At 70.8% G+C, this 21734-nt stretch carries 22 protein-coding genes; 11 read left to right on the top strand and 11 right to left on the bottom strand.

Annotated elements, in window-relative coordinates; genetic code table 11:
• Positions 1 to 7 precede the first annotated feature (7 nt).
• The 3 genes from moaB to WFQ05_RS17785 all read left to right on the top strand — a co-directional run bounded on the left by moaB (position 8) and on the right by WFQ05_RS17785 (position 2567).
• Positions 8 to 526 (top strand): molybdenum cofactor biosynthesis protein B, encoded by a 519-nt coding sequence (gene moaB, locus WFQ05_RS17795; RefSeq protein ID WP_130523401.1) that lies wholly within the window; start codon positions 8 to 10, stop codon positions 524 to 526.
• Positions 527 to 558: 32 nt separating this feature from the next.
• Positions 559 to 1344: a polyphosphate kinase 2 gene (gene ppk2, locus WFQ05_RS17790; RefSeq protein WP_130533636.1), complete on the top strand. Its 786-nt coding sequence runs from the start codon at positions 559 to 561 to the stop codon at positions 1342 to 1344.
• A gap of 155 nt (positions 1345 to 1499) precedes the next feature.
• Complete coding sequence (locus WFQ05_RS17785; protein ID WP_337054774.1) at positions 1500 to 2567, top strand: glycosyltransferase; 1068 nt, start codon at positions 1500 to 1502, stop codon at positions 2565 to 2567.
• 18 nt (positions 2568 to 2585) lie between these two features.
• On the opposite strand, the gene WFQ05_RS17780 is transcribed toward WFQ05_RS17785, so the two are convergent.
• Genes WFQ05_RS17780 through WFQ05_RS17770 form a run of 3 tightly spaced genes read right to left on the bottom strand, consistent with a single transcriptional unit; the run spans position 2586 to position 4707 of the window.
• On the bottom strand, positions 2586 to 2849 hold the full coding sequence (locus WFQ05_RS17780) for an acylphosphatase (RefSeq protein ID WP_337054792.1): 264 nt from the start codon (positions 2847 to 2849) through the stop codon (positions 2586 to 2588).
• A 5-nt stretch (positions 2850 to 2854) separates the two neighbouring features.
• Complete coding sequence (locus tag WFQ05_RS17775; protein WP_337054773.1) at positions 2855 to 3430, bottom strand: TlpA disulfide reductase family protein; 576 nt, start codon at positions 3428 to 3430, stop codon at positions 2855 to 2857.
• Positions 3430 to 4707, bottom strand: coding sequence for a YihY family inner membrane protein (locus WFQ05_RS17770; protein WP_131660836.1), 1278 nt, complete (start codon positions 4705 to 4707; stop codon positions 3430 to 3432). The genes WFQ05_RS17775 and WFQ05_RS17770 overlap by 1 nt, the downstream gene beginning before the upstream one ends.
• 118 nt (positions 4708 to 4825) lie before the next feature.
• On the opposite strand from WFQ05_RS17770, the gene wrbA reads away from it, so the two are divergent.
• The 3 genes from wrbA to WFQ05_RS17755 are packed head-to-tail and all read left to right on the top strand — an operon-like array spanning position 4826 to position 6327.
• Positions 4826 to 5425, top strand: a complete 600-nt coding sequence (gene wrbA, locus WFQ05_RS17765; protein WP_337054772.1) for an NAD(P)H:quinone oxidoreductase — start codon at positions 4826 to 4828, stop codon at positions 5423 to 5425.
• Complete coding sequence (locus WFQ05_RS17760) at positions 5422 to 5784, top strand: DUF2069 domain-containing protein (protein WP_337054771.1); 363 nt, start codon at positions 5422 to 5424, stop codon at positions 5782 to 5784. Before wrbA ends, WFQ05_RS17760 begins: the two co-directional genes overlap by 4 nt.
• 57 nt (positions 5785 to 5841) lie before the next feature.
• The gene (locus tag WFQ05_RS17755) at positions 5842 to 6327 is read left to right on the top strand and encodes an asparaginase domain-containing protein (protein WP_130516244.1); all 486 of its coding nucleotides are present in this window, start codon (positions 5842 to 5844) and stop codon (positions 6325 to 6327) included.
• Between the two features lie 687 nt (positions 6328 to 7014).
• Here WFQ05_RS17755 and WFQ05_RS17750 read toward each other — a convergent pair.
• The 3 genes from WFQ05_RS17750 to sufT form a co-directional block, all read right to left on the bottom strand.
• Complete coding sequence (locus tag WFQ05_RS17750; protein WP_337054770.1) at positions 7015 to 8820, bottom strand: S8 family peptidase; 1806 nt, start codon at positions 8818 to 8820, stop codon at positions 7015 to 7017.
• A 409-nt stretch (positions 8821 to 9229) separates the two neighbouring features.
• Positions 9230 to 10324, bottom strand: a complete 1095-nt coding sequence (locus tag WFQ05_RS17745; protein ID WP_337054769.1) for a branched-chain amino acid aminotransferase — start codon at positions 10322 to 10324, stop codon at positions 9230 to 9232.
• Positions 10325 to 10433: 109 nt separating this feature from the next.
• Positions 10434 to 10985, bottom strand: coding sequence for a putative Fe-S cluster assembly protein SufT (gene sufT / locus WFQ05_RS17740; RefSeq protein WP_337054768.1), 552 nt, complete (start codon positions 10983 to 10985; stop codon positions 10434 to 10436).
• Between the two features lie 155 nt (positions 10986 to 11140).
• On the opposite strand from sufT, the gene WFQ05_RS17735 reads away from it, so the two are divergent.
• Positions 11141 to 11554, top strand: a complete 414-nt coding sequence (locus WFQ05_RS17735) for a hypothetical protein (RefSeq protein WP_130533627.1) — start codon at positions 11141 to 11143, stop codon at positions 11552 to 11554.
• A 28-nt stretch (positions 11555 to 11582) separates the two neighbouring features.
• Here WFQ05_RS17735 and WFQ05_RS17730 read toward each other — a convergent pair whose 3' ends face one another.
• Together WFQ05_RS17730 and WFQ05_RS17725 are read right to left on the bottom strand one after the other, a co-directional pair.
• Positions 11583 to 13037 carry an NAD(P)(+) transhydrogenase (Re/Si-specific) subunit beta gene (locus WFQ05_RS17730; protein WP_337054767.1) on the bottom strand — a complete coding sequence of 485 codons (1455 nt, stop codon included), beginning with the start codon at positions 13035 to 13037 and terminating at the stop codon, positions 11583 to 11585.
• Positions 13034 to 13333 (bottom strand): NAD(P) transhydrogenase subunit alpha, encoded by a 300-nt coding sequence (locus tag WFQ05_RS17725; protein ID WP_130515887.1) that lies wholly within the window; start codon positions 13331 to 13333, stop codon positions 13034 to 13036. Before WFQ05_RS17725 ends, WFQ05_RS17730 begins: the two co-directional genes overlap by 4 nt.
• A 151-nt stretch (positions 13334 to 13484) precedes the next feature.
• Between WFQ05_RS17725 and WFQ05_RS17720 the strand changes: the two genes are divergently transcribed.
• The 3 genes from WFQ05_RS17720 to WFQ05_RS17710 are packed head-to-tail and all read left to right on the top strand — an operon-like array spanning position 13485 to position 14898.
• Complete coding sequence (locus WFQ05_RS17720) at positions 13485 to 14051, top strand: RNA polymerase sigma factor (protein WP_228257775.1); 567 nt, start codon at positions 13485 to 13487, stop codon at positions 14049 to 14051.
• The gene (locus tag WFQ05_RS17715; protein WP_337054766.1) at positions 14048 to 14416 is read left to right on the top strand and encodes a hypothetical protein; all 369 of its coding nucleotides are present in this window, start codon (positions 14048 to 14050) and stop codon (positions 14414 to 14416) included. Before WFQ05_RS17720 ends, WFQ05_RS17715 begins: the two co-directional genes overlap by 4 nt.
• Before the next feature lie 5 nt (positions 14417 to 14421).
• A complete protein-coding gene (locus WFQ05_RS17710) occupies positions 14422 to 14898 on the top strand; it encodes a DUF3106 domain-containing protein (protein ID WP_337054765.1) in 477 nt (158 codons plus the stop codon).
• Positions 14899 to 15085: 187 nt separating this feature from the next.
• Here the strand turns inward: WFQ05_RS17710 and WFQ05_RS17705 are convergent, their stop codons facing one another.
• The 3 genes from WFQ05_RS17705 to WFQ05_RS17695 all read right to left on the bottom strand — a co-directional run bounded on the left by WFQ05_RS17705 (position 15086) and on the right by WFQ05_RS17695 (position 21002).
• Positions 15086 to 16183, bottom strand: coding sequence for an NAD(P) transhydrogenase subunit alpha (locus WFQ05_RS17705; protein WP_337054764.1), 1098 nt, complete (start codon positions 16181 to 16183; stop codon positions 15086 to 15088).
• Between the two features lie 67 nt (positions 16184 to 16250).
• Complete coding sequence (locus tag WFQ05_RS17700) at positions 16251 to 18641, bottom strand: DUF1631 domain-containing protein (RefSeq protein WP_337054763.1); 2391 nt, start codon at positions 18639 to 18641, stop codon at positions 16251 to 16253.
• Between the two features lie 135 nt (positions 18642 to 18776).
• Positions 18777 to 21002 carry a DUF1631 family protein gene (locus WFQ05_RS17695; protein WP_337054762.1) on the bottom strand — a complete coding sequence of 742 codons (2226 nt, stop codon included), beginning with the start codon at positions 21000 to 21002 and terminating at the stop codon, positions 18777 to 18779.
• Positions 21003 to 21140: 138 nt separating this feature from the next.
• On the opposite strand from WFQ05_RS17695, the gene WFQ05_RS17690 reads away from it, so the two are divergent.
• Positions 21141 to 21725, top strand: coding sequence for a nitroreductase (locus WFQ05_RS17690; RefSeq protein WP_337054761.1), 585 nt, complete (start codon positions 21141 to 21143; stop codon positions 21723 to 21725).
• Positions 21726 to 21734 lie beyond the last annotated feature (9 nt).

Here is a 21734-nt window from a genome sequence, read left to right as displayed (position 1 = left end):
TGGCGCGATGAGCCATGCAGATACCTTGATTCCCCTGCGCCTGTGCGTGCTGACCGTCTCCGACTCGCGCACCCTGGCCAACGACAGCTCCGGCGACTATCTGGTCCAGGCGGCCACCGACGCCGGCCACCTGCTGCACGAGCGCACGCTGGTTAAGGACGACATCTACCGCATGCGCGCCATCGTCTCGGCCTGGATCGCCGATGACGAAGTGGACGGCGTGCTGATCACCGGCGGCACCGGCTTCACCGGGCGCGATTCCACGCCCGAGGCGATCGCGCCGCTGCTGGACAAGCAGATGCCGGGCTTCGGCGAGCTGTTCCGCGCGGTCAGCGTGGAGGAGATCGGCACCTCCTCGCTGCAGTCGCGCGCCTTCGCCGGGCTGGCCAACCAGACCTTCGTGTTCTGCCTGCCGGGCTCGACCTCGGCCTGCCGCACGGCCTGGGAGAAGATCGTCTCGGCCCAGCTCGACGCCCGCACCCGGCCCTGCAACCTGGCGACCCTGCGGCCACGGCTGAAGGAATAAGCTCGGCCGCCACGCCCGCGCCAGGACCCATCATGAGCAAGAAATTCAAGCGCAAGGACTACGAGGAAGCACTCGCTCCGCTGCAGCTGCAGCTGGTCAACCTGTCGCGCTGGCTGCTGCAGACCGGCAAGCGCGTGGTGGTGATCTTCGAAGGCCGCGACACCGCCGGCAAGGGCGGGGCCATCGATGCCATCCGCGAGCATCTCAACCCGCGCCAGTGCAAGGTCGTGGCGCTGCCCAAGCCGTCCGACCGCGAGGCCACGCAGTGGTATTTCCAGCGCTACGTGCAGCAGCTGCCGGCCGGCGGCGAGATCGTGCTGATGGACCGCAGCTGGTACAACCGCGCCGGCGTGGAACGGGTCATGGGCTTCTGCACGCCGGACCAGTACACCTCCTTCCTGCAGCAGGTGCCGATCTTCGAACGGCTGCTGATCGACGACGGCATCCTGCTGTTCAAGTACTGGCTGACCGTAGACCAGGCCCAGCAGGAGGCGCGCTTCGCCGAGCGGCTGGAGGACCCGCTCAAGCGCTGGAAGCTCTCGCCGGTGGATCTGGAGGCGCGCAAGCAGTACGCGGCCTATACCGAGGCGCGCGAGGCGATGCTGGCCGCTACCCATACTCACCACGCGCCGTGGACCCTGGTGGACTTCAACGACCAGCGGCGCGGGCGCATCACCCTGATCCGCGACCTGCTCTCGCGCCTGCCGGATACCACCGTCCCGCCGGCCCGGCTGGACATGAAACCCCTGCACGGCAAGCTGCTGACCGAGTCCTACCACCTGATCGAGCCGATCCCGGACACCAGCGACGAGCGGTAACGCCGGTCACGCGCCAGCCGGGGTCCCGACCGGGACGGCCGGCTCGCACCGACTGAATACACGGTGACAAATGCTGCCCCCGCAGCGTGACGAAATGCACTAAACCTTTCATCATGTGTTCATCACGGCACCTGTGCCCGTGCCGGACGTCACCCATGCTGCATTTCGCGCCTGCTTCCGCCCCGCCCCCCCTCCCACCACGCGTCCGCCTGATCACCCGTGACAACGGTGTGGGGCTGCGCCGCGACCTGGTCATCATGTCGCGGGCCCTGGCCAGCGCCCAGATCGGCAGCCAGGCGCTGGCCTTCGGCGGATCGCGCATGGGCAACAACCTGCGCCAGGCCCGCGCCCGACTGGGGGCGCTGGCCACCGGGCGCATCGAGACCCAGATCTTCCTGGAGCGCGTCTACCGGGGCTGCCTGCCGGCCGCCCGGCGCAACGTGCTGGTCCCCAATCCGGAGTGGATGCTGGACAAGTGGCTGCCGCTGCTGCCGCGGTTCGAGCGGGTGCTGTGCAAGACCCGCCACGCCGAGCGGGTGTTCGGCGCGCTGGGCTGCGAGACGCGCTACATCGGCTTCACCAGCGAGGACCGCTTCGACGCCAGCGTGCTGCGCCGCCGCGCCTTCCTGCACGTGGCCGGGCGCAGCACCGCCAAGGGCACCGAGGCGGTGATCCAGGCCTGGCTGCGCCACCCGGAGTGGCCGACCCTGACCGTGGTGCAGTCGCGCGATGTGCCCCGGGTCATGGCGCCCAACATCAACCACCGCCTGGACTACCTGGACGATGCGCAGCTGCGCGAACTGCAGAACGCGCACGCCTTCCACCTGTGCCCGTCGGAGGCTGAAGGCTTCGGCCACTACCTGGTCGAGGCGCTGAGCACCGGCGCGGTGGTCATCACCACCGACGGCGAGCCGATGAACGAGCTGGTCACCCCCGAGCGCGGCCTGCTGCTGCAGCCTTCGGCGCAGCGGGCGATGGCGCTGGGCACGCGCTACCGCGTGGAGGCCGAGGCGATCGAGGCGGTGGTCGAACGCGCGCTGGCGCTCAGCCCCGAGACCTGCGCCGCGCTGGGCGAGGCCGCGCGGGCCTTCTTCCTGGACAACGACGCGGCCTTCCCGCAGCGCCTGGCCCAGGCCCTGCAGCTGTCGCTGGACCCCGAAGCGCCGCGTCGCGGCCTGGCCCGTCTGGCCACCGCCATGCTGCCGGGCCAGAGCACCGGCTGAGCTCCGCGGCGGCGGCCTTCAGCCGATGCCGAAGCCCGGCGGGACCGCCTCCGCCCAGGCGGTGCGTTCCAGCGCATCGACCCGCGCCAGCGCGGGGCCGTGCGCCAGCCATGCGGCCAGCGCCTCGACGGCGGCGGGCTCGCCGCGCGCCACCACCTCGACCCGGCCATCGGCCAGATTGCGCGCGTAGCCGTCCAGCCCCAGCGCACGGGCCTGATCGCGGGTGGAGGCGCGAAAGAACACGCCCTGCACCCGTCCGCTGACCAGGAACCGGGCGGCGATGGCGCTCAGGACTTGGCCGCCGTGCCGGCGTCGACGGCCTGTTCGATCTCCTGCGGGGTGATCGGCCCGAGGAAGCGCTTGGCGATTCGGCCCTGCGGATCGAGCAGATAGGTCGTGGGCAGCCCGGCCGGCGGTTCGAACGCGGCCGGCGGGTGATCCATCGATACCTGCGCGATCGGATAGGCCACCGGGTGCTGCTTGAGGAAGGCCACCAGCGCATCCGGCGCGATGTCGTCGAAGGCCAGGCCGACCACGTCGATGTCCTGGCGCCGCTGGCCCAGTTCGGACAGGGCCGGCATCTCGGCCAGGCAGGGGTGGCACCAGGTCGCCCAGAAGTTCACCACCACCCAGCGCCCGCGATGCGTGGCCAGGTCGAGCGTGCTGCCGTCGGTGGCGGTCAGCTTCAGCGCGACCGGGCCGTCGGCGGCGGGCGGCGTGGACGGCGGCGCGGTCGTCGTTTCAGGCGCGGCGACGGCGGGTGCGGAGGTGGCGGGCGCCTGCGCGCGCTGGCAGGCCGCCAGCACGAGCAGCGCCGTGCAGGCCAGGGACAGGGGCAGAACGCGGCAACGGGAGGGTGTCATCAGCGGGGCGACTCGGGCAGATTGCGGTAGAGGGTGCCGGCGGGATGCTGCAGCAGCTCGCGCACGGGCAGGCGGACGCGGTCCAGCGCCTCGCGCGCGGCCACGCCCAGCGCGTCGTCCTGGCAGGGCAGCGTCACCTCGGCGATGGGGATGCGCAGCTGGCAGGCCTCGTAGAGTTCGGCCAGCGTGGTGTCTTCCAGATCGCGGGCCAACAGCCATTGCCCGTCGTCCGCGCAGCGCAGCAGGTTGATGCGCGCCAGATGGCCGATCAGTTCCTGGACCAGCGAGTCGGTCAGCATCGGCTCGAGCTTCATGATCTGGTTGTCGGTCAGGCCATGGCCGTGGCGCCGCGCCTCGACGAAGCGCCCGAGCAGGCGCAGCAGGCCGTAGATCTCGAAGCCCTCCGGCAGGCGCATCGCCTGCGGCTGGTAGCGGAAGGCCGCCATCGACGAGGCCAGCGAGGCGCCGAGCAGGATCGAACTCCAGCTCAGATAGATCCACAGCATCAGGATCGGCGCCACCGCCACCGCGCCATAGATGCGCGTATAGGAATTGAAGCTGGCCAGATACAGGCCCATGCCCCACTTGATCGCCTCCAGCCCGACCGTGGCCAGCAGCGCGCCGGCGAAGGCGTAGCGCCACTGGATGGATCGATGCGGCACCACGCGGTAGATCGCGGCGATGGCGCACAGCTCGATCAGCACCGGCGCCAGCGACAGGGCCAGCGAGGCCACCTGCCGCCCCTCGGCGGTTCGGAACAAGGGCAGCGCGAACACCTTGGCGGTGATCGCCAGCGAAGCGGCCGACAGCAGCGCGCCCAGCGTCAGCACCGTCCAGTACATGACGAAGCGCCCCAGCCGCGGGCGCGTGCCCGATACGCGCCAGATGCGGTTGAACGCGGCCTCGACGCTGTTGAGCGTGATCAGCAGCGAGATCACCAGCGCGATCACGCCGGCCACGGTCAGATCGCGCGCCGCCGCGGCGAACTCCTTCAGATAGCCCTGCGCCGAGCGCGCCGCGCTGGGCACGAAGTTGGAGAACACGTAGTCGCTGAGCGTGTCGCTCCACTGACGGAAACCGGGGAACGCGGCCAGCACGCCGAACACCACCATCGCCAGCGGCACCAGCGCGAACATGGTCGTATAGGCCAGCGCGGCCGCGGTCTGGAACAGGCGGTCGTCCCAGAAGCGCCCCAGCAGAAAGCGCGCGAACGCCGTCAGCCGCGCCCGGTCGCGCACGTGCTCGTTCCAGCGATGCAAGGTGGAGGCCAGTGACATCGGGGCCAAGCCTACCCGAAGTGGCGTGCGCGGCTGTGGTGGCGGCCATCCTCGGCCGCGACAAGCCGGCCTGCCAGCGCCGATACTGGCGCCCCCTTGCCGCGTGGATGCCCCGCCGATGCCCGAGATCCTGGTCCTCTACTACAGCCGTGGCGGTTCGGTCGCGCGCCTGGCGCGGCAGATCGCACGCGGCGTCGGCGAGGTCGAGGGCATGGCGGCGCGCCTGCGCACCGTGCCGCCGGTGGCGGCGGTGACCGAGCGCAGTGCGCCACCGGTCCCCGACGCGGGGGCGCCCTACGTCGACAAGCAGGACCTGGCCGACTGCGCCGGGCTGGCGATCGGCAGCCCGACGCGCTTCGGCAACATGGCCGCGCCGATGAAGTTCTTCTTCGATTCGCTGGGCGCCGAATGGGCCAGCGGCACGCTGGTGGGCAAGCCGGCGGCGGTGTTCACCTCCACCGCGAGCCAGCACGGCGGACAGGAAGCGACGCTGCTGAGCATGCAGATTCCGCTGCTGCACCACGGCTGCCTGATCGCCGGCATTCCGTTCACCGAGCCGCAGCTGAGCACCACGCGCACCGGCGGCACGCCTTACGGCGCCAGCCACGTGGCCGGCGGCGAGGACGATCCGCAGCCCAGCGAGGAAGAAGCCGCGCTGGCCCGTGCGCTGGGCCGGCGCCTGGCCGACATCGCGCGTCGGCTGCAGGCCACGCCATGAGCGGCGTGCGCACCCCGCGCCCGCTGCTGGCGCTGATGCTGCTGGCGCTGTCGGCGCTGTTCGGCTGGTGGTTCCGCGACGATCGCCATGTGCTGGCCACGCTGCTGGTGTTCACCGCCCCGCCGCTGGTGCTGGCCATCGGTGCGCGGCTGGGATCGCGACTGGCGGTGTTCTGGTCGGGTGTGCTGGCGCTTGGCTGGTTCAGCCACGGGGTGATGACGGCCTGGTCGCATCCGGAAGTGCGGCTGTACGGCTGGGTCGAGTTGCTGCTGGCGCTGGCCATCGTGCTGACCTCCAGTTGGCCGGGGCTGCGTGCGCGGCTGGGCCGCAAGCCGAAGACCGGCGGCGACGCACGCTAAAATCGTCCGCCTTCGATCCCTGCCTGGACCCACGCCGTGAACGCTCTTTCCTCGCCCATGGACGATCTGCTCATCGTCACCACCGGCGGCACCATCGACAAGATCTACTTCGACGACAAGTCCGACTATCAGGTCGGCGAGCCGCAGATCGGTCGCATCCTCAAGGAGCTGGGCGTCGCGTTCCGCTTCACGGTGATCCCGATCATCCGCAAGGATTCGCTGCACATCACAGACGCCGACCGCGAGTTGATGCGCGCCACCATCGCCGCGCAGTCCGCGCGGCATGTGCTGATCACCCACGGCACCGACTCGATGGTGCAGACCGCACAGGCGCTGGCCTCGCTGGAGGACCGCGTGATCGTGCTCACCGGCGCCCTCAACCCGGCCGGCTTCCGCGGCTCGGACGCCGAGTTCAACATCGGCTGCGCGGTCGGTGCGGTGCAGTCCGCGCCGGAAGGCGTGTGGATCGCCATGAACGGCCGCATCTGGGACCCGCGCCATGTGCGCAAGAACGTGGCGGCCAACCGCTTCGAACCGGCCTGAGGCAGGCGTAGCTGTCAGCGGAGGCTCGCGCGCGGCCGGACTTCCCACCACGGGAACCTGAAAGATCTACTCCAGATTGAGGGAGCACATCGCCTGAGCGCCCTACTTCGGAAGGGCAGCGGTCCGGCGGGCAGTGGCCGCTTATCCCTCAATCAGGGCATCCTGCCCTGATTCGGGCGCTCGGCTCCTGCCTCGCTAGGCGCGCCCCCTGCCCGCCGGCCCGCTGCCTCGCGCGTCATGTGTTGAGGCTTCGGTTCGAAAGAAGCCCCGATCCATCCGCAGAGGGCCTCTACCGGTTGGGTGCGGACCCCAGTCAGCGTGGGAGCCGCCATGGCGGCGATGGGCTTTTCCCACCAAAGCTTCAGCGCTGCTCAAGCATTGCCCGGCCGAGCCTCATCGCCGCCATGGCGGCTTCCACCGAAGCATGAGGCGCGGTCAGTCCTTTCCCATCCCAGCGTTGGCGGAGCCGCGCGCGGCCGGATCGAGGCTGGCGAGCGAAGTGCGCTTGTCGCCCGCATGCGCGTCACCGACTGACTTACGCACTCACCCACTTCCGCGAAGAACAACAAAAAACCCGCCGGGCATCCCTGCTCCGGCGGGTTGTTCGTTACGCGCTTCCTTACGGCGCAGGGCGGGCGTCCTTTACCCCGCGCAATCCTTGCGCGACCCTGCGAACCTGGTGACGGATTACGGGGTGTAGCTCCCGGTCAGCTGCACGCCCGAATAGGTCGAGTAGGCCTTGACCCGCACGTAGTAGGTCCCGGTCTGCGGCGAGGCGAAGCTGCAGCTCTCCGAATTACCCGACTTGTACGGCCGGCAGGCGTAGGTCGAATCGGTCGGCGCACTGCCGAACCTCACATAGAGGTCCGCATCGCCCGAGCCACCGCTGATGGTGAACTTCAGGTTGGTGGCGCCGGCCGGCACGTTGAGCGTGTAGTTGACCGAATTGCCGGTGCTGGCCGACAGCCCGGTCACCGCCACACCGTTGGTGAGCGTCGAACCGCTGCTACCGCCGCCGCCACTGCTACCGCCCGCCTTGGCCGCATCCACCGCCGCGCGCGCCTGCAGGATGCCGGCGCCGATCGGCTGCGACGGCGTGGACGGGAAGGCCCGCGCGGTGTTCTTGAGGATCGTCTCGACCTGGGCCGGGGTCAGCGCCGGGTTGGCCACCGACTGCATCAGCGCCACCACGGCCGCCACGTGCGGGGTGGCCATCGAGGTGCCGCTGTAGGAGGCGTAGGTCTCCGAACCCGGCGAGGTGGTGCCGGAATTGAGGGTGGAGAGGATGCCCGAGCCCGGCGCGGCGATGTCCACCAGCGAACCGTAGTTGGAGTAGCTGGCACGCGCCCCGCTGCTGGTGGTCGCGCCCACGGCGACGACGTTGTTGCAGTTGGCCGGGCTGGCGTTGGAGACGTTGGTGTTGTCGTTGCCGGCGGCGATCACCAGCGTGGTGCCGCGCGACACGGCGCCGTTGATCGCGGTCTGCGTGGTCGTGCCGCAGGCGCCGCTGCCGCCCAGGCTGAGATTGATCACCTCGGCCGGATTCTGGTTGGCGGGTACGCCGCTGACCGTGCCGCCGGAGGCCCAGACGATCGCGTCGGCGATGTCTGAATCGAAGCCGCCGCACTTGCCCAGCACGCGCACCGGCACGACCTTGGCGCCGTAGGCGATACCGGCCACGCCCTTGCTGTTGTTGGTGACCGCGGCGATGGTGCCGGCCACGTGAGTGCCGTGCCAGCTGCTGTTCTGCGCAGACTGCGGCACCGGGCGGCCGGCCGAGTCGGTCCCGCACTCGCCGGCGGCCAGCCAGTCGCCCGGATCGCTGGGATCCGAATCGCGGCCGTCGCCGTCGTTGCCGATGGTGGTGCCGCCCGGCAGCGTGTAGGCGGTAATGAAGTCATAGCCGGGCAGGATGTTGGCGCTGAGGTCCGAGTGCGAGGTGATGCCGGTATCCAGCACCGCCACCACCGTGCCCGCGCCGTTGGTCACGTCCCACGCCGTGGTGGCGTACATGCCGCCGGTGCCGGTGCCCAGGTCCCACTGGTCGCCGAAGCGGGTGTCGTTGGGCGTCAGCGTGGGGCGATTGAGCTTGTCCACCTCCACGTAATCCACGTCGGGATCGGCGGCGATCTGACGCATCAGCGTTTCGGCGTCGGCGCGGTCCAGCTTGCGGCTGGCCACCACCACGTCCGAACCCACCGCGGTGCGGCGCAGGTGCCGCAGCCCCAGGGCCGCGCCCTGCGCCGAGGGCACGGCGCGCGCGATGCCGCTCAGCGACTGGGTCAGCGACGCGTCGCTGGTCGCCTTGGTGCTGCCGTCGCGGTACTTGACGATGAAGCGCTGGAATCCTTGCTGCTCGGTCGACTGCAGGCCGCTGAGGTTGACCCGACCCTGGGCCATCGCCGGGGACAACACCATCGTGGACAACGCGATGGCGGTTGCGGCGGTCAGGGCACGCAGCTGCAGACGACGCTTGGACACAACATCGGACATCGTGAATTCCTTTTTCGCTTGAGTAGACCGCGCTTGGCGCGGAGAAGAACCGGCGATGACCCACGGCCACATCGGGGGCTGTTTGGCGTGGACTGCAGCGCGTGTGACCTCCGGCGGGCGGGTTTGCCGTTGTGGCGAACCTGACCGAAACCTAACCGAGGCGAACGTGCCGCGAGATGGCCTCGATGTCATTTTGTGACCGAGTGCGTCATGAAAAAAACTCATCTAGACACCCACTGAAACCATCAGGATGCGAGCTGTTGCGGTCGAAACCTGTCCTGTCTTGGCCTTTCAGGGCCTGAGCGCGTCATTCCGCGACCTCGGCGAGACATCCCTCGCCGCAAACGACGACGCCCGGCGCGAGGCCGGGCGTCGGGGGCCGCTTGCTGCAGCGCGTCAGGGTCTGCGATCAGGCATCCAGGCGCACCAGCCAGCCGTGGCGGTCCGGCAGGCGGCCGTACTGGATGTCAGTCAGTTCCTTGCGCAGCGACATGGTGACCTCGCCGGCCGGCGCGTCCGGGCTGCCCACGGAGAAGCCCTCGCCCTTCAGCTCGCCGATCGGGGTGACCACCGCGGCGGTGCCGCAGGCGAAGACCTCGGAGATCGTGCCGTCGGCCACGCCCTGCTTCCACTCGTCGATGGAGACCTTGCGCTCCTCGACCTGCAGGCCGCGGTCGCGCGCCAGCTGCAGGATGGATTCGCGGGTGATGCCTTCCAGGATGCTGCCGGACAGCGCCGGGGTGACCAGGCGGCCGTCGGCGAAGACCAGGAACACGTTCATGCCGCCCAGTTCCTCGACGTACTTGCCCTCGACCGGGTCCAGGAACAGCACCTGCGAGCAGCCCTGGGCCTGGGCGATGGTCTGCGGCAGCAGCGAGGCGGCGTAGTTGCCGCCGCACTTGGCCGCGCCCGTGCCGCCCTTGCCGGCGCGCGCATAGTCGGTGGACAGCCAGATCGACACCGGCGCCACGCCCTTGGTGAAGTACGGGCCGGCCGGGCTGGCGATGACGTAGTAGGACGCCTTCTGCGCCGCGCGCACGCCCAGGAAGGCCTCGTCGGCGATCATGAAGGGGCGGAAATACAGGCTGGTCTCCGGCGCCGAGGGCACCCAGGCGCCGTCGACGGCGATCAGCTGGCGCAGCGACTCGACGAACAGCTCCACCGGCAGCTCCGGCAGCGCCAGGCGCTTGGCCGAGCGCTGCAGGCGCGCGCCGTTGGCCTGCGGACGGAAGGTCCAGATCGAGCCATCGGCGTGGCGATAGGCCTTGATGCCCTCGAAGATCTCCTGGCCGTAGTGCAGCACCGAGGCGGCCGGATCCAGCGACAGCGGACCGTAGGGCTGCACCCGGGCGTCGTGCCAGCCGTCGGCGCGCGTCCAGCGGATGGCGACCATGTGGTCGGTGAAGTGGTTGCCGAAGCCCGGTACGGCGAGGATCGCCTGGCGATCGGCATCGCTGCGCGCGGCGGCGGAGGGCTGGACGGTGAAAGCCTGGGACGAAGACATGGACCGCGACCTTGCTGGAGGACAAAACCCGGCAAGGATAGCGCCGCGCGCGCGGCGATTCACCCGACGCGACCACACGCAACCAATGCGCAGGCCCCGGCGTGGCGCCTTACAGCATGCCGGTTTCCAGGCGCGCGGCCTCGGACATCATGGTGCGGTTCCACGGTGGGTCGAACACCAGCTCGACATCGGCTTCGGTGACGGTGGGGATCATCTCCAGCTTGCTGCGCACGTCGTCGACCAGGATCTCGCCCATGCCGCAGCCGGGCGCAGTCAGGGTCATCTTGACGCCCACCTCGCGCTCGCCCCCGTCGCGATGGCGCAGGTCGACCTCGTAGACCAGGCCCAGATCGACGATGTTGAACGGGATTTCCGGGTCGAAGCAGGTGCGCAGCTGGCGCCAGACCAGCTGCTCGACCTGCTCGTCGCTGGCGTTGTCGTCCAGTTGCAGCGGCTCGGGCGGCTCCTTGCCCAGCGCATCGGCGTCCTTGCCCGCGATGCGGAACAGGTTGCCTTCGACGAAGACGGTGTAACTGCCGCCCAGGGCCTGGGTGATGTAACCGTAGGTGCCGGCCGGGAGCGTCACCGACTCGCCGGCGGGCACCATGACGGCGGCGCAATCACGCTCGAACTGGACCGGTTCGCTGCTGCTGGAATACATGGGGGAGAAATGGGGACGCGGGGCCGCGAGGCAAGCGCGCATTCTACCCGGCGCATCGCCCGGCCACGGCGCCACGCCGCGCGCCACAGCGTTGCCGGCCGATCGCGCCGGCCGGGACAGGTATGCTTGTCCGATTGCCCTGCGCGCCGTTGCCGATGCCCGCCCCGTCCGTTCGCTTCCCTCCGCTGACCGCCCTGGTCGTCTTCGCGCTGCTGGCCCTGCTGCAATCGCTGATGTGGATCGGCCTGGCCGCCTGGCTGGACCGCCAGTGCGGCTGGATGGCGCTGCTGCCGGCGCTGACCGCGGCCTGGCTGCTACGCGCCGGCGGCATGGCGCCCGGCGCGTGGCGCACGCTGTGGGCCGGCCTGCTGACCCTGCTGACGGTGGCCTGGGCCAACTGGGGCATCGTGGTGCTGCAGGTGGGCGTGATGATGGGCGTGACGCCGCAGGAATCGGCCGGCAAGCTCGGCGCGCACCTGGCCTGGACCCTGATCACGCTGGCCACCACGCCGCTGGACTGGGCGCTGATGGCGCTGGCGGTGATCGTGGCGGCGGTGCTGGCGCGCTGACGGCCAGCGCGCCGATGCTGCCGGCGGCTCAGTGGCCGCCGTCGAGCGCCTTGAGTTCGCTCACCAGCGCGCTGGCCATCTCCGCGCCGTCGCCGTAGAGCATGCGCGTGTTGTCGGCGTAGAACAGCGCGTTCTCGATGCCGGCAAAGCCGGTGCCCTTGCCGCGCTTGATCACGATGACGTTGCGGGACTCGACCACGTCCAGGATCGGCATGCCGTAGATCGGGCTGGCCGGATCGGTCTTGGCGACCGGGTTGACCACGTCGTTGGCACCGATCACCAGCGACACGTCGGTGTTGGGGAACTCGGGGTTGATGTCGTCCATGTCGGCGATCAGGTCGTAGGGCACGCCCGCCTCGGCCAGCAGCACGTTCATGTGCCCGGGCATGCGCCCGGCGACCGGGTGGATGGCGAACTTCACCTTCACCCCGCGCGCGATCAGGCGCTGGGCCAGCTCCCAGATCTTATGCTGGGCCTGGGCCACGGCCATGCCGTAGCCGGGCACGATCACCACGCGTTCGGCGTAGGCCATCATCGCCGCCACGTCGCCGGCCTCGATCGGCTTCTGCGTGCCGCTGATCTCGGCCGCCGCGCCGCCGCCGCCGAAGTTGGAGAACAGCACGCCGCTGACCGGGCGGTTCATCGCCTTGGCCATCAGCCGGGTCAGCAGGATGCCGGCCGCACCGACCATCATGCCGGCGATGATCAGCGCCTCGTTGCCCAGCACATAGCCCTCGAAGGACACCGCCAGGCCGGTGAAGGCGTTGTACAGCGAGATCACCACCGGCATGTCCGCCCCGCCGATGGGCAGGGTCATCAGCACGCCCAGCGCCAGCGCGGCCACGAAAAAGACTACGATCGCCAGCGGCGACAGCGACACCGCCGCCCACACGCCCAGCGCGACCACCGCCAGCGCCACGCCCAGGTTGAACATCTGCTGGCCAGGGAAGGTCACGCGCCGGTCCAGGCGCCCGTCCAGCTTGGCCCAGGCGATCACCGAGCCGGACAGCGACACCGCGCCGATTGCCGAGCCGATCACCGCCAGCGCCAGGGTGGTAGCCCCGGGCGCACGCGCGGCCAGCTGGGCCACGGCGGCCTCGCTCCAGTTGGACGTGTCGCGATGGACGATGAAGGCGTAGCGCAGCAGTTCCACCGCGCCGATGGCCGCGGCCGAACCGCCGCCCATGCCGTTGTACAGCGCCACCATCTGCGGCATGTCGGTGATGGCCACCTTCTTGGCCGAGATCCAGGCCGCGCCGACGCCGATCGCCATGGCCAGCACGATCAGCGCCAGGTTGTGCAGGCCCGGCAGGAAGAACGTGGCGCCGGTGGCCAGCAGCATGCCCGCGCCGGCCCAGCGGATGCCGCTGCGCGCGGTCACCGGCGAGGCCATGCGCTGCAGGCCCAGCAGGAACAGCGTGGCCGCCACCAGATAGCTGGCGCTGACCACCCAGTCCAGCACGCCCACGGTGGTCGGGTTCACGGCGCGTCCCCGGGTTTGCGGCTGGGCTTGAACATGTCCAGCATCCGCTCGGTCACCACGTAGCCGCCGGCGGCGTTGCCCGCGCCCAGCAGCACCGCGACGAAGCCCAGCGCCTTCTCCAGCGTGGTATCGGCATGGCCCAGCACCACCATCGCGCCGATCAGCACGATGCCGTGGATGAAGTTGGAACCGGACATCAGCGGCGTGTGCAGGATCACCGGCACGCGCGAGATGATGACGTGGCCGGCGATGGCCGCCAGCATGAAGATGTACAGCGCAACGAAGCCGTCGATCATGGAACCGCGCTCCTCATGGACCCGCGCCCGGCACCGACCGGGGCGGGGCGCATCATAACCGCGACCTGACCGGGCCCGCCGCGCCGGTCAACCGCGCCGTGCGCGGCGCGTTTGCTCCGGTAACCGTGCTGCGTTGGCTATCCTCGTGCTGGTGAGTCCCCTGCTCCCCGATCCACCTGACATCCAATCGCCTGCGCCCGCTGTGCCCCCGGCCTCGCTGGAGGCGTTCCTGGGCGGCATCTCCACCCGTGCCTTCCGCTTCGCCGAGGCCGGGCTGCGCAGCCGTGAGGACGCGCTGGACGCGGTCCAGGATGCGATGATCAAGATGCTGACCTACGCCGACAAACCCGCCGCCGAATGGACGCCGCTGTTCTGGAGCATCCTGCGCCGGCGCATGATCGACCTGCAGCGCCGCGGGCGCTTCCGCCTGCGCTGGATGGTGCCGGCCAGCGAGCGCAGCGAGGAGTCGCTCATCGACTGGGCCGATCCGCACGCCGGCCCGGCCGACACCCACGACCAGCGCGAAGGCTATGCGCGTCTGGTGGAGGCCCTGCGCGGCCTGCCGGCCCGACAGCGCGAGGCCTTCACCCTGCGCGTGCTGGAGGAGCTGGACGTGGCCCAGACCGCGCGTGCGATGGGCTGCTCGGAAGGCTCGGTCAAGACGCATCTGTCGCGTGCGCGCGACGCTCTGCAGAAACAACTGGAGGAGTTCCGATGAACGCCCCGTCCGACTTCGACCACCGCATGCGCCAGTGCCATGCCGCCTCGCTACAGGCGCTGTCGCCGCAGACGCTGGCGCGGCTGCGCGATGCGCGCCACGGCGCAAGCCGCGCGCGGCGGCCGCGCGGCTACGCCTGGCTGGGTGCCAGTGCGTTGGCGGCCGTGCTGGCGGTGGCCGCCGCCGCCCGGCTGATGCCGCCTTCTTCCCCGGCCGTTTCGTCCAGCGCCACCCACCAGGTGCTGGCCGTGCAGGCCACCCTGCCTTCCGATGCCACCGACGCCTATGTCAGCACCGCCGACGTGCTGGACCAGAACCCGGACCTGTACGTCTGGCTGGGGGCCTCGGACACCAAGATGGAATAACGCCCATGCGCCGCTTTGCTTCCCCCCTGCTGCTGTTGCTGCTCGCGCTGTGCTCCGTCACGGCCACCGCGCAGGACCGTCGTCCGCCGCCCCCGCCTCCGCCGCCGCCGGGCGACCAGGGGCCGCAGCAGAACTGGCCGGCCTGGGACCAGCTCACTGCGCAACAGCGCGACGTGCTGGTCTCGCAGCTGCGCGATCGCTGGAACGACGACCCGTCCCGGCGCGGCCGGATGATGGACCACGCCCAGCGCTGGCAGCGCATGAGCCCGCAGCAGCGCGACCAGGCCAAGCGCGGCATGGAGCGCTACGAGCGCATGAGTCCCGAGCAGCGCGACCAGGCCCGCGCCCTGTTCGACCGGATGCGCACCCTGCCCCCGGCCCAGCGCAAGCAGCTGCGCGACCAGTGGGACGCCATGACACCGCAGCAGCGCGAGGACTGGGTCCGCGCCCACCCGCCGTCGCCGGAAGACGATCCGGATTGAGGGCGTGCGCCGTCTTCGTGGCCTTCGGGCCAGTGGCGGCGATCGGTCTATCGGTAAAGCCGCATCGCCGGCATGCAGGCTCCCACTTGTAGAGCGGAGCTCGCTCCGCTGGGGCTTCCCCGATTGATCTCACCGAAGAGCAGCGGAGCAAGCTCCGCTCTACAGGTGAGGGACGTGCCGGCCGCCTTCAGGCCGGCACGGCCTCGGCCTGCCACCGCGTCTTGGCCAGCAGTTCGTCGTCCCAGTCGAACGACAGGGCATCGCCCTTCAGGAACAGCGCCACGAAGTTGTAGACGTTGCGCGCATACATTTCGCTGGCGTGCACCGCGCCCAGACTGGCCAGGTTGAGCGGCCCGGCGACAGTCACGCCGCCGGCGGTGGTCACGGTCTGGCCGGGCTGGGTCAGTTCGCAGTTGCCGCCGGTCTCGGCCGCCAGGTCGACGATCACGCTGCCCGGCCGCATGCCTTCCACCATCGCGGCGCTGACGATCTTCGGCGCCGGGCGTCCGGGCACCGCGGCGGTGCACACCAGGGTGTCCACGCTCTTGAGATGTTCGGCCAGGCGGCGCTGCTGCTCGGCGCGCTCGTCCTCGGTGAGCTGGCGCGCATAGCCGCCCTCGCCGGCCGCGCTCACGCCCAGGTCGAGGAACTTGCCGCCCAGCGATTCGATCTGCTCGCGCGTCTCCGGACGCACGTCGAAGCCTTCCACCTGCGCGCCCAGCCGGCGCGCGGTGGCGATCGCCTGCAGCCCGGCCACGCCGGCGCCGACGATCAGCACCTTGGAGGGCCGGATGGTGCCGGCCGCGGTGGTCAGCATCGGGAAGAAGCGCGGCGTCAGCTCGGCCGCGATCAGCACCGCCTTGTAGCCGGCCATGCCGGCCTGCGAGCTGAGCACGTCCATGGCCTGGGCGCGTGTGGTGCGCGGCAGCCGCTCCAGCGGGAAGGCCAGCACGCCGGCGCGCTGCAGCGCCTGCGCGCGGTCGGCATCGGCCTGCGGATGCAGGATGCCCACCAGCACGGTGCCGGCCGGCCAGCTGGCGATGGCCGGCGCCGGCGGGCACTGCACACACAGCACCAGCCCGCCGCCGATCGGCGCGCCGGCGTCCACCACGGCCGCGCCGGCATCGCGATAGGCCTGGTCGGGGAAGCCGGCCGCGGCCCCGGCGCCGGAGTCGACCTGCACGGCGGCGCCGGCGGCGATGAGCTTCTTCACGGTCTCCGGGACGGCGGCCACGCGCCGTTCGCCCGCTGCCGTCTCCCGCACCACCCGTACCTCGACCGTCATCCCGGTTGCGCCCGCCATCGAAGGAGCCGCGATGCTAGCAAAGCGCCGCGTCGCCGGTGGCCGGCCCTCAGCCCGGACCGGGCTGGCGCAGCACGCCGTCCAGGCGGTCGATCACGCCCTGCATGGCGCTGTCGAAGGCGTCCTCGTGCCGGTGCCGGCGCAGACGACCCAGCCGCACCATCACCGCCAGTTCTTCGGGCGAGGCCACGCAGAAGCGCACGCCGCGGCGGTTGACGAACAGCAGCCGCGCCGAGATCGGGCTGACCCAGGACAGCTTGCCGGCCTGGACCTTGTTGTCCTTGTCGATGAAGTCCAGCCAGGTGCCGATCGGCAGCCCGCGGAAATGCTCGGCATCGGCGCTGTCGAACTCCAGCGCGTCGGTGCCGCCGACCAGGGCCAGGTTGGGCGACTGCGCCGCGGCCGCGGCGGCCTGCGCGGCCGGTTCGGCCACCGGCGGCAGATCGGGCAGCGCGCGCTCCAGGTCCGGGCGCGAGACCGACACCGCCTGCAGCGTGTCGTGCAGCGCGTCGATCGCCGCGCCGGCGGCCTCGCCGCCCATGCCCACGCTGCTGAACACCTTGATCAGCCCGTGCCGCCATTCGGACAGCCACGGCTTGCCGACCACCTGCGCCTGGGCCTCGGCCAGCTCGTGCAGCACGCCATCGGCCAGGGCCAGCGCGCTGGCCGCCATCTGGCTTTCCTCGCCCTCGCGCAGCAGGGCCATGGTCAGATGGTGCGCCCAGGGCTGGCGCAGGAAATCCTCGATCGTCTGCGGCACGCGCCGGCTTTCCAGGCGCTTGGCCAGCTCGATCGCGGCGCGCGCCCGCGCCGCCTCCAGCCGCTCCTGGCCGCGCTGCAGCTCGGTGGCACGCCGCTCGGCGATCTCGATGCGGCGCTTGTGCTGGCCGAGGAAGTCGCGGAACTCCTCCTCCAGCATCTGGAAGATCGCCAGGTTCTCGTTGAACTCGGCCACCAGCCGGTCGACCACTTCCTCCACCTTGGCCAGCAGCGTGCGGTCGGCCTGCGACTCGCCGGTATTGCCCTCGCAGGCCTCGGCCAGCACGTTGAGCAGGCGCCGCGCCGGATGGGTCTTCTGCACGAACATGCGCCGGTCCAGCAGCGCGACCTTGACGAAGGGCACCACCAGCTTGCCCATCAGCTCGCGCGAATGGGTCTCCAGGTCGCGCTCGTCGAGCATCACGTCGAACAGCATGCCGACCAGGTCGATGGCGTCCTCGTCCACCGGCGACAGGCGGGTGGCGCCCGGCTCCATGCCCAGGCGCGAGGCGTTCTGGATGACCTCGCTCTTCAGGCGCTGGGCCAACGATTCGCTGCTGCTACCGGTGGCCACCTCCTGCAGCGTGTCGCTGGGCGTGGTCTGCAGCATGGACAGCACCGAGAGCATCTCGCGCTTGGACAGCGAGCGGCTGTCCATGCCTTCCACGCCCTGGCCGCGGCCGTCGCCAGGCCCCGCCGCGGCGGCGTCGCCGACGCGGTGGCTGCGCGATTCCTGCAGCAGGTGGTGCAGGGCCTCGAGCAACACGCCCTGCGCGCCGGGCGCCAGCGGCGCCTCGGCCCCGGACCAGGCGCCGTAGCCGTCGCCGCCCTGGCCCTCGCCGGGCCAGCGCTGCGCAGGCGAGCTCAGGCGCTCGGTGAAGCGCGCCATCCATGCGGGCAGCGCGTCGTCGTCGTTGACCGCGCTCTGGCCCTCGCTGGCGGCCTGGCGCACCTCCACCGATTCCAGGCCCGGGATCGCCGCCGGCGGCGGCGCGGCCGGACGCGGCACCGGCCTGCGCGCGGCGGTGGGTTGCTCGGGCATCACCCCGGCCTGGGCCAGCAGCAGATCGAGCGTGTCGTAGATGCGGCCCAGCTGCGGGACCAGCTCGCGCTCGCCCAGCTTGAGCACGGTCAGGCGCACTTCCAGGGCGAAGTCGCAGGGTGCGAAGGCCTCGTGCAGGGCCACGCCGACGTGTTCGGCGCCGATCGGGTTGTGCTCGGCGTCCAGTTCCTCGATCCCGGCGATCATCGCCAGGCGCCGGTCCAGGCGCTGCAGCACCTGGCGGCAGTCGCGGCCGACCACGCTGGCCAGGTTGCGCGCGGCCAGGCGCGATTCCAGCTCGGTCTCCGACAGCAGGCTCAGGCCGGTGACGTTGGCATCGGTCAGGGCGGTGTCGACCGACAGCGGCTTGCCGTCCTCCAGCGCGCGCCAGGCCTTTTCCAGGTGATCGCGGAAGCGGGCGACGGAGGGTTCGCGCTGGCGGCGCAGTTCGCGCATGCCGTCCAGGAAGGCCATCTGCGCCGGGCCCGCGCGCTCGGCGCGGTCGAACAAGGCATCGTCGAACCGCCCCAGCGCCTCGCCGAACGCGCTGGTCAGCGCGGGCAGTACCGTGCGCCGGGCCTGCTCGAGCAGACGCGGACTGCGTCCCAGTCCGTGCTGGAAGTCGGCGTAAGAAGACATACGGGCATCGTGTCCGTGGGGGTCAGACTGGGGGAATGCGGTCCCCGACCGCTGCGTCATCCTAGTGTGAGCCCGGGCCATGAACCGTGACGGAACTCCCACTGCCTGTCCCTCCAAAAACAAAGACTTAGCGCCTCAGTTTTCCAGCTGATCGATGGCGCCCTGCATGGCGCTGTAGAAGGCGTCCTCGTGCCGGTGCATGCGCACGCGATCCAGCTGCGCCATCGCCGACAGCTCGTCGGGCGAGGCCACGCACATGCGGCTGCCGCTGCGGTCCACGAACATCAGCCGCGCCGAGATCGGGCTGATCCAGCTCAGCTTGCCGGCGCGCACGCTGCCGCTGCGCGAGACGAAGTCCAGCCAGGTGCCCATCGGCAGCTGGCGGAAGTAGTCGGCGGTGACCTCGTCGACCTCGGCCAGCGCGTGCGGCTCCTCCCACGCCGCCGGCGCGGGCGCCTCGGGCTGGGCGATCAGCGGCGGACGCGGCAGCGGCGGCAGCTCGGACAGGGCCGCCGCATCCTTGCTGGCCTGGCCGGACAGCGCATCGCGCAGCGCGGCGCGCGCGGCCTGCGCATCGGCCTGGCTCAGCCCCAGGTTGTCCAGCAGCTTGGTCAGCGCCGGCTGCAGCTGCTCCAGCCAGGGCCGGGCCTGATCGTGGACGCGGGCCAGATCCAGTTCCTCCAGCAGCGCATCGGCCAGCGCCAGCGCCTGGGCCAGATCGTCCGCGCCGCTCTCCCCGCGCAGCACGGTCATGCCCACATAGGGCGACCAGTAGCGGGTCATGAAATCGCTGATCGCCGGCGGCAGCGTGCGGCCCTGCAGCCGCGGGGCGGCGGCGCCGTCGGCGAAGCGGCGCGCTTCCTCGCGGCGCTCCTGGGCGCGATGCAGCTCGGTGGCGCGGCGCTCGGCGATCTCGACCCGGCGCTTGTAGCTGGCAAAGGCGGTGCCGAAGGACTGCAGCCAGCCGGCGAACACCTCGGTGTGCTCGGCGAAGTCCTGCTGGATGGCGTCCACGGTGCGGTCGAACTCCGCGCGCAGGGCCTTCTCGGCCGCCTCGTCGCCGACCAGCGATTCGGCCGCGTCCGCCAGCAGGTTGAGCAGGCGGCGCGGCGGGTCGTTCTCGCGCAGGAACAGGTCCGGGCTCAGCAGCGCGACCTTGGCGTAGGGCACCAGCAGCTGCTGCATGTCCTGGCGCACCGGGCCCTGCAGGTTGCATTCGTCGAGCATCACCTCGAACAGCATCGCCACCAGGTCCAGCATGTCCTCATCGACCGGATCCAGCCGCACCCGCGCCGGGTCGATGCCCAGCTTGGCGCCGGTGGCGCGGATGTCGTCCTTCAGCCGGTCCTTGAGCCGCGCCGGGCGCGGGCCGGCGGGCGACTCCTCCGGCATGGACTGCAGCAGCGAGAGCACCGAGAGCAGCTCGCGCTGGGACAGCGCCCGCCGCGCGTCCGGGCCGGCCTGCTGCTCGAGCTGGCGCGAGCGCTGCAGCAGCGCGTGCAGGTCCGCCGGCAGGATCTCCTGCACCGCGCGGGCGTGCTCGTTGCCGGCCGGCGCGGCGCCGGCCGCGTCCGGCGGCTGCCACTGGGCGAAGAAGCGCGCGATCCAGTCCGGCGCCTGCTCGCCATCGGCCTCACCCTCGGTGATCAGCCGCGCGCTGGGGATGCGCCGGCGCGAACGCGGCTGCAGCAGCGCGCGCTCTGAGGCCTGGATCACCTGCATCAGGCGCTGCTCCAGCCCGGCGTACAGCACGCCCAGGCGCGACTGCAGCTCGTCCTCGCAGATGCGGATGATCTCCAGGCGCGCGGCCGGAGCCAGGGTCAGCTCCTCGAAGGCGTCGAACACGCCGGCGCCGAGGTGATGCGGGCCGAACGGCAGCGTGTCGTCGCTGAGCTTGATCCCGCCGGCGAGCAGGCCGACGTAGCGGTTCACCCGCATCAGCTCGGTCCGCCAGCGCGCGGCGATGGCGTCGGCCATGCGCCGGATCGCCAGGCGCACCTCCATGTCCTGGTAGCTGAGCAGGCTCAGGCGCGCGGCGCCGTCGCGGTCCAGGTCGGCCTCGGCCAGCTTGTACTCCACCGACAGCGGCCGGCCCAGTTCCAGCAGTTGCCAGGCGTTGACCAGGTGGCTGCGGAAGCGCGAGAGGCTGTGTTCGCGGCGGCGGCGGACTTCCTGCTTGGCCTCGATCAGGTCGATCTGCGAGGCGCCGCCGCTGCCGGCCTGTTCATCCAGGCGCGCGGGCAATACGTCCATCACCGACTGGAAAATCTCGCCCAGCGGCACGACGGCCAACAGCCGCACGTGCTCCAGCAGCGCCGCATTGCGGTCGCGCCTGCTGTCCTGGGTGAAACCGTTCAACATGCCCCGATCCCACGCCCCCGTCAGTGCCGTCAAGTCGCTCGAGAATCTCCTGGCCGGATGACCATGAGACCGGTGCCGCATGCGCCGGCCGACCTGTCTAACACTCAAAAACCGTGCCAAGCCGCTAAACTTCAGCGTATGCCGACCCCAGAACTGCTGCAAGCGCTCGACCAGCGCCGTTCAGTCCCGTCAAAGCAGCTTCATGCGCCCGGGCCGGACACGCCGACGGTGTTGCGCATGCTGGAGAGCGCCAGCCGCGTGCCCGACCACGGCAAGCTGGTGCCCTGGCGCTTCATCCGCATCGAAGGCCAGGCCCGCGCGGCGATGAGCCGGCTGCTGGAAGCCCGCACGCGGCAGAAGGATCCGCAGGCCTCCGAGGCGGCGTTGGAGAAGGAGCGCGGCAGGTTTTCTTACGCGCCCGTCATCATCACCGTGGTCGCCCGCCTGCAGCCCGGTCACAAAGTGCCGCTCGAGGAGCAATGGCTGACCGCCGGCAGCGTGTGCTTCGCCCTGCTGCAGGCCGCGCAGGCGCTCGGCTTCGGCGCGCAATGGCTGACCGGCTGGGCGGCCAGCGATCCGGTGGTGTGCACCGAACTGGGCCTGGGCCCGGACGAGCGCATCGCCGGCTTCATCCATATCGGCACCGCCGCGATCGAGGTCCCCGAGCGCGAGCGCCCGGACGCGGCGGCGCTGCTCACCGACTGGACCGGCGAACGTGCCTAGTCCGCACCC

Origin of the sequence: Pseudoxanthomonas sp. USHLN014, from assembly GCF_037153335.1 — a bacterium.
Lineage (GTDB): Bacteria > Pseudomonadota > Gammaproteobacteria > Xanthomonadales > Xanthomonadaceae > Pseudoxanthomonas_A > Pseudoxanthomonas_A winnipegensis.
This window is presented reverse-complemented; position numbering and strand designations above follow the sequence as displayed.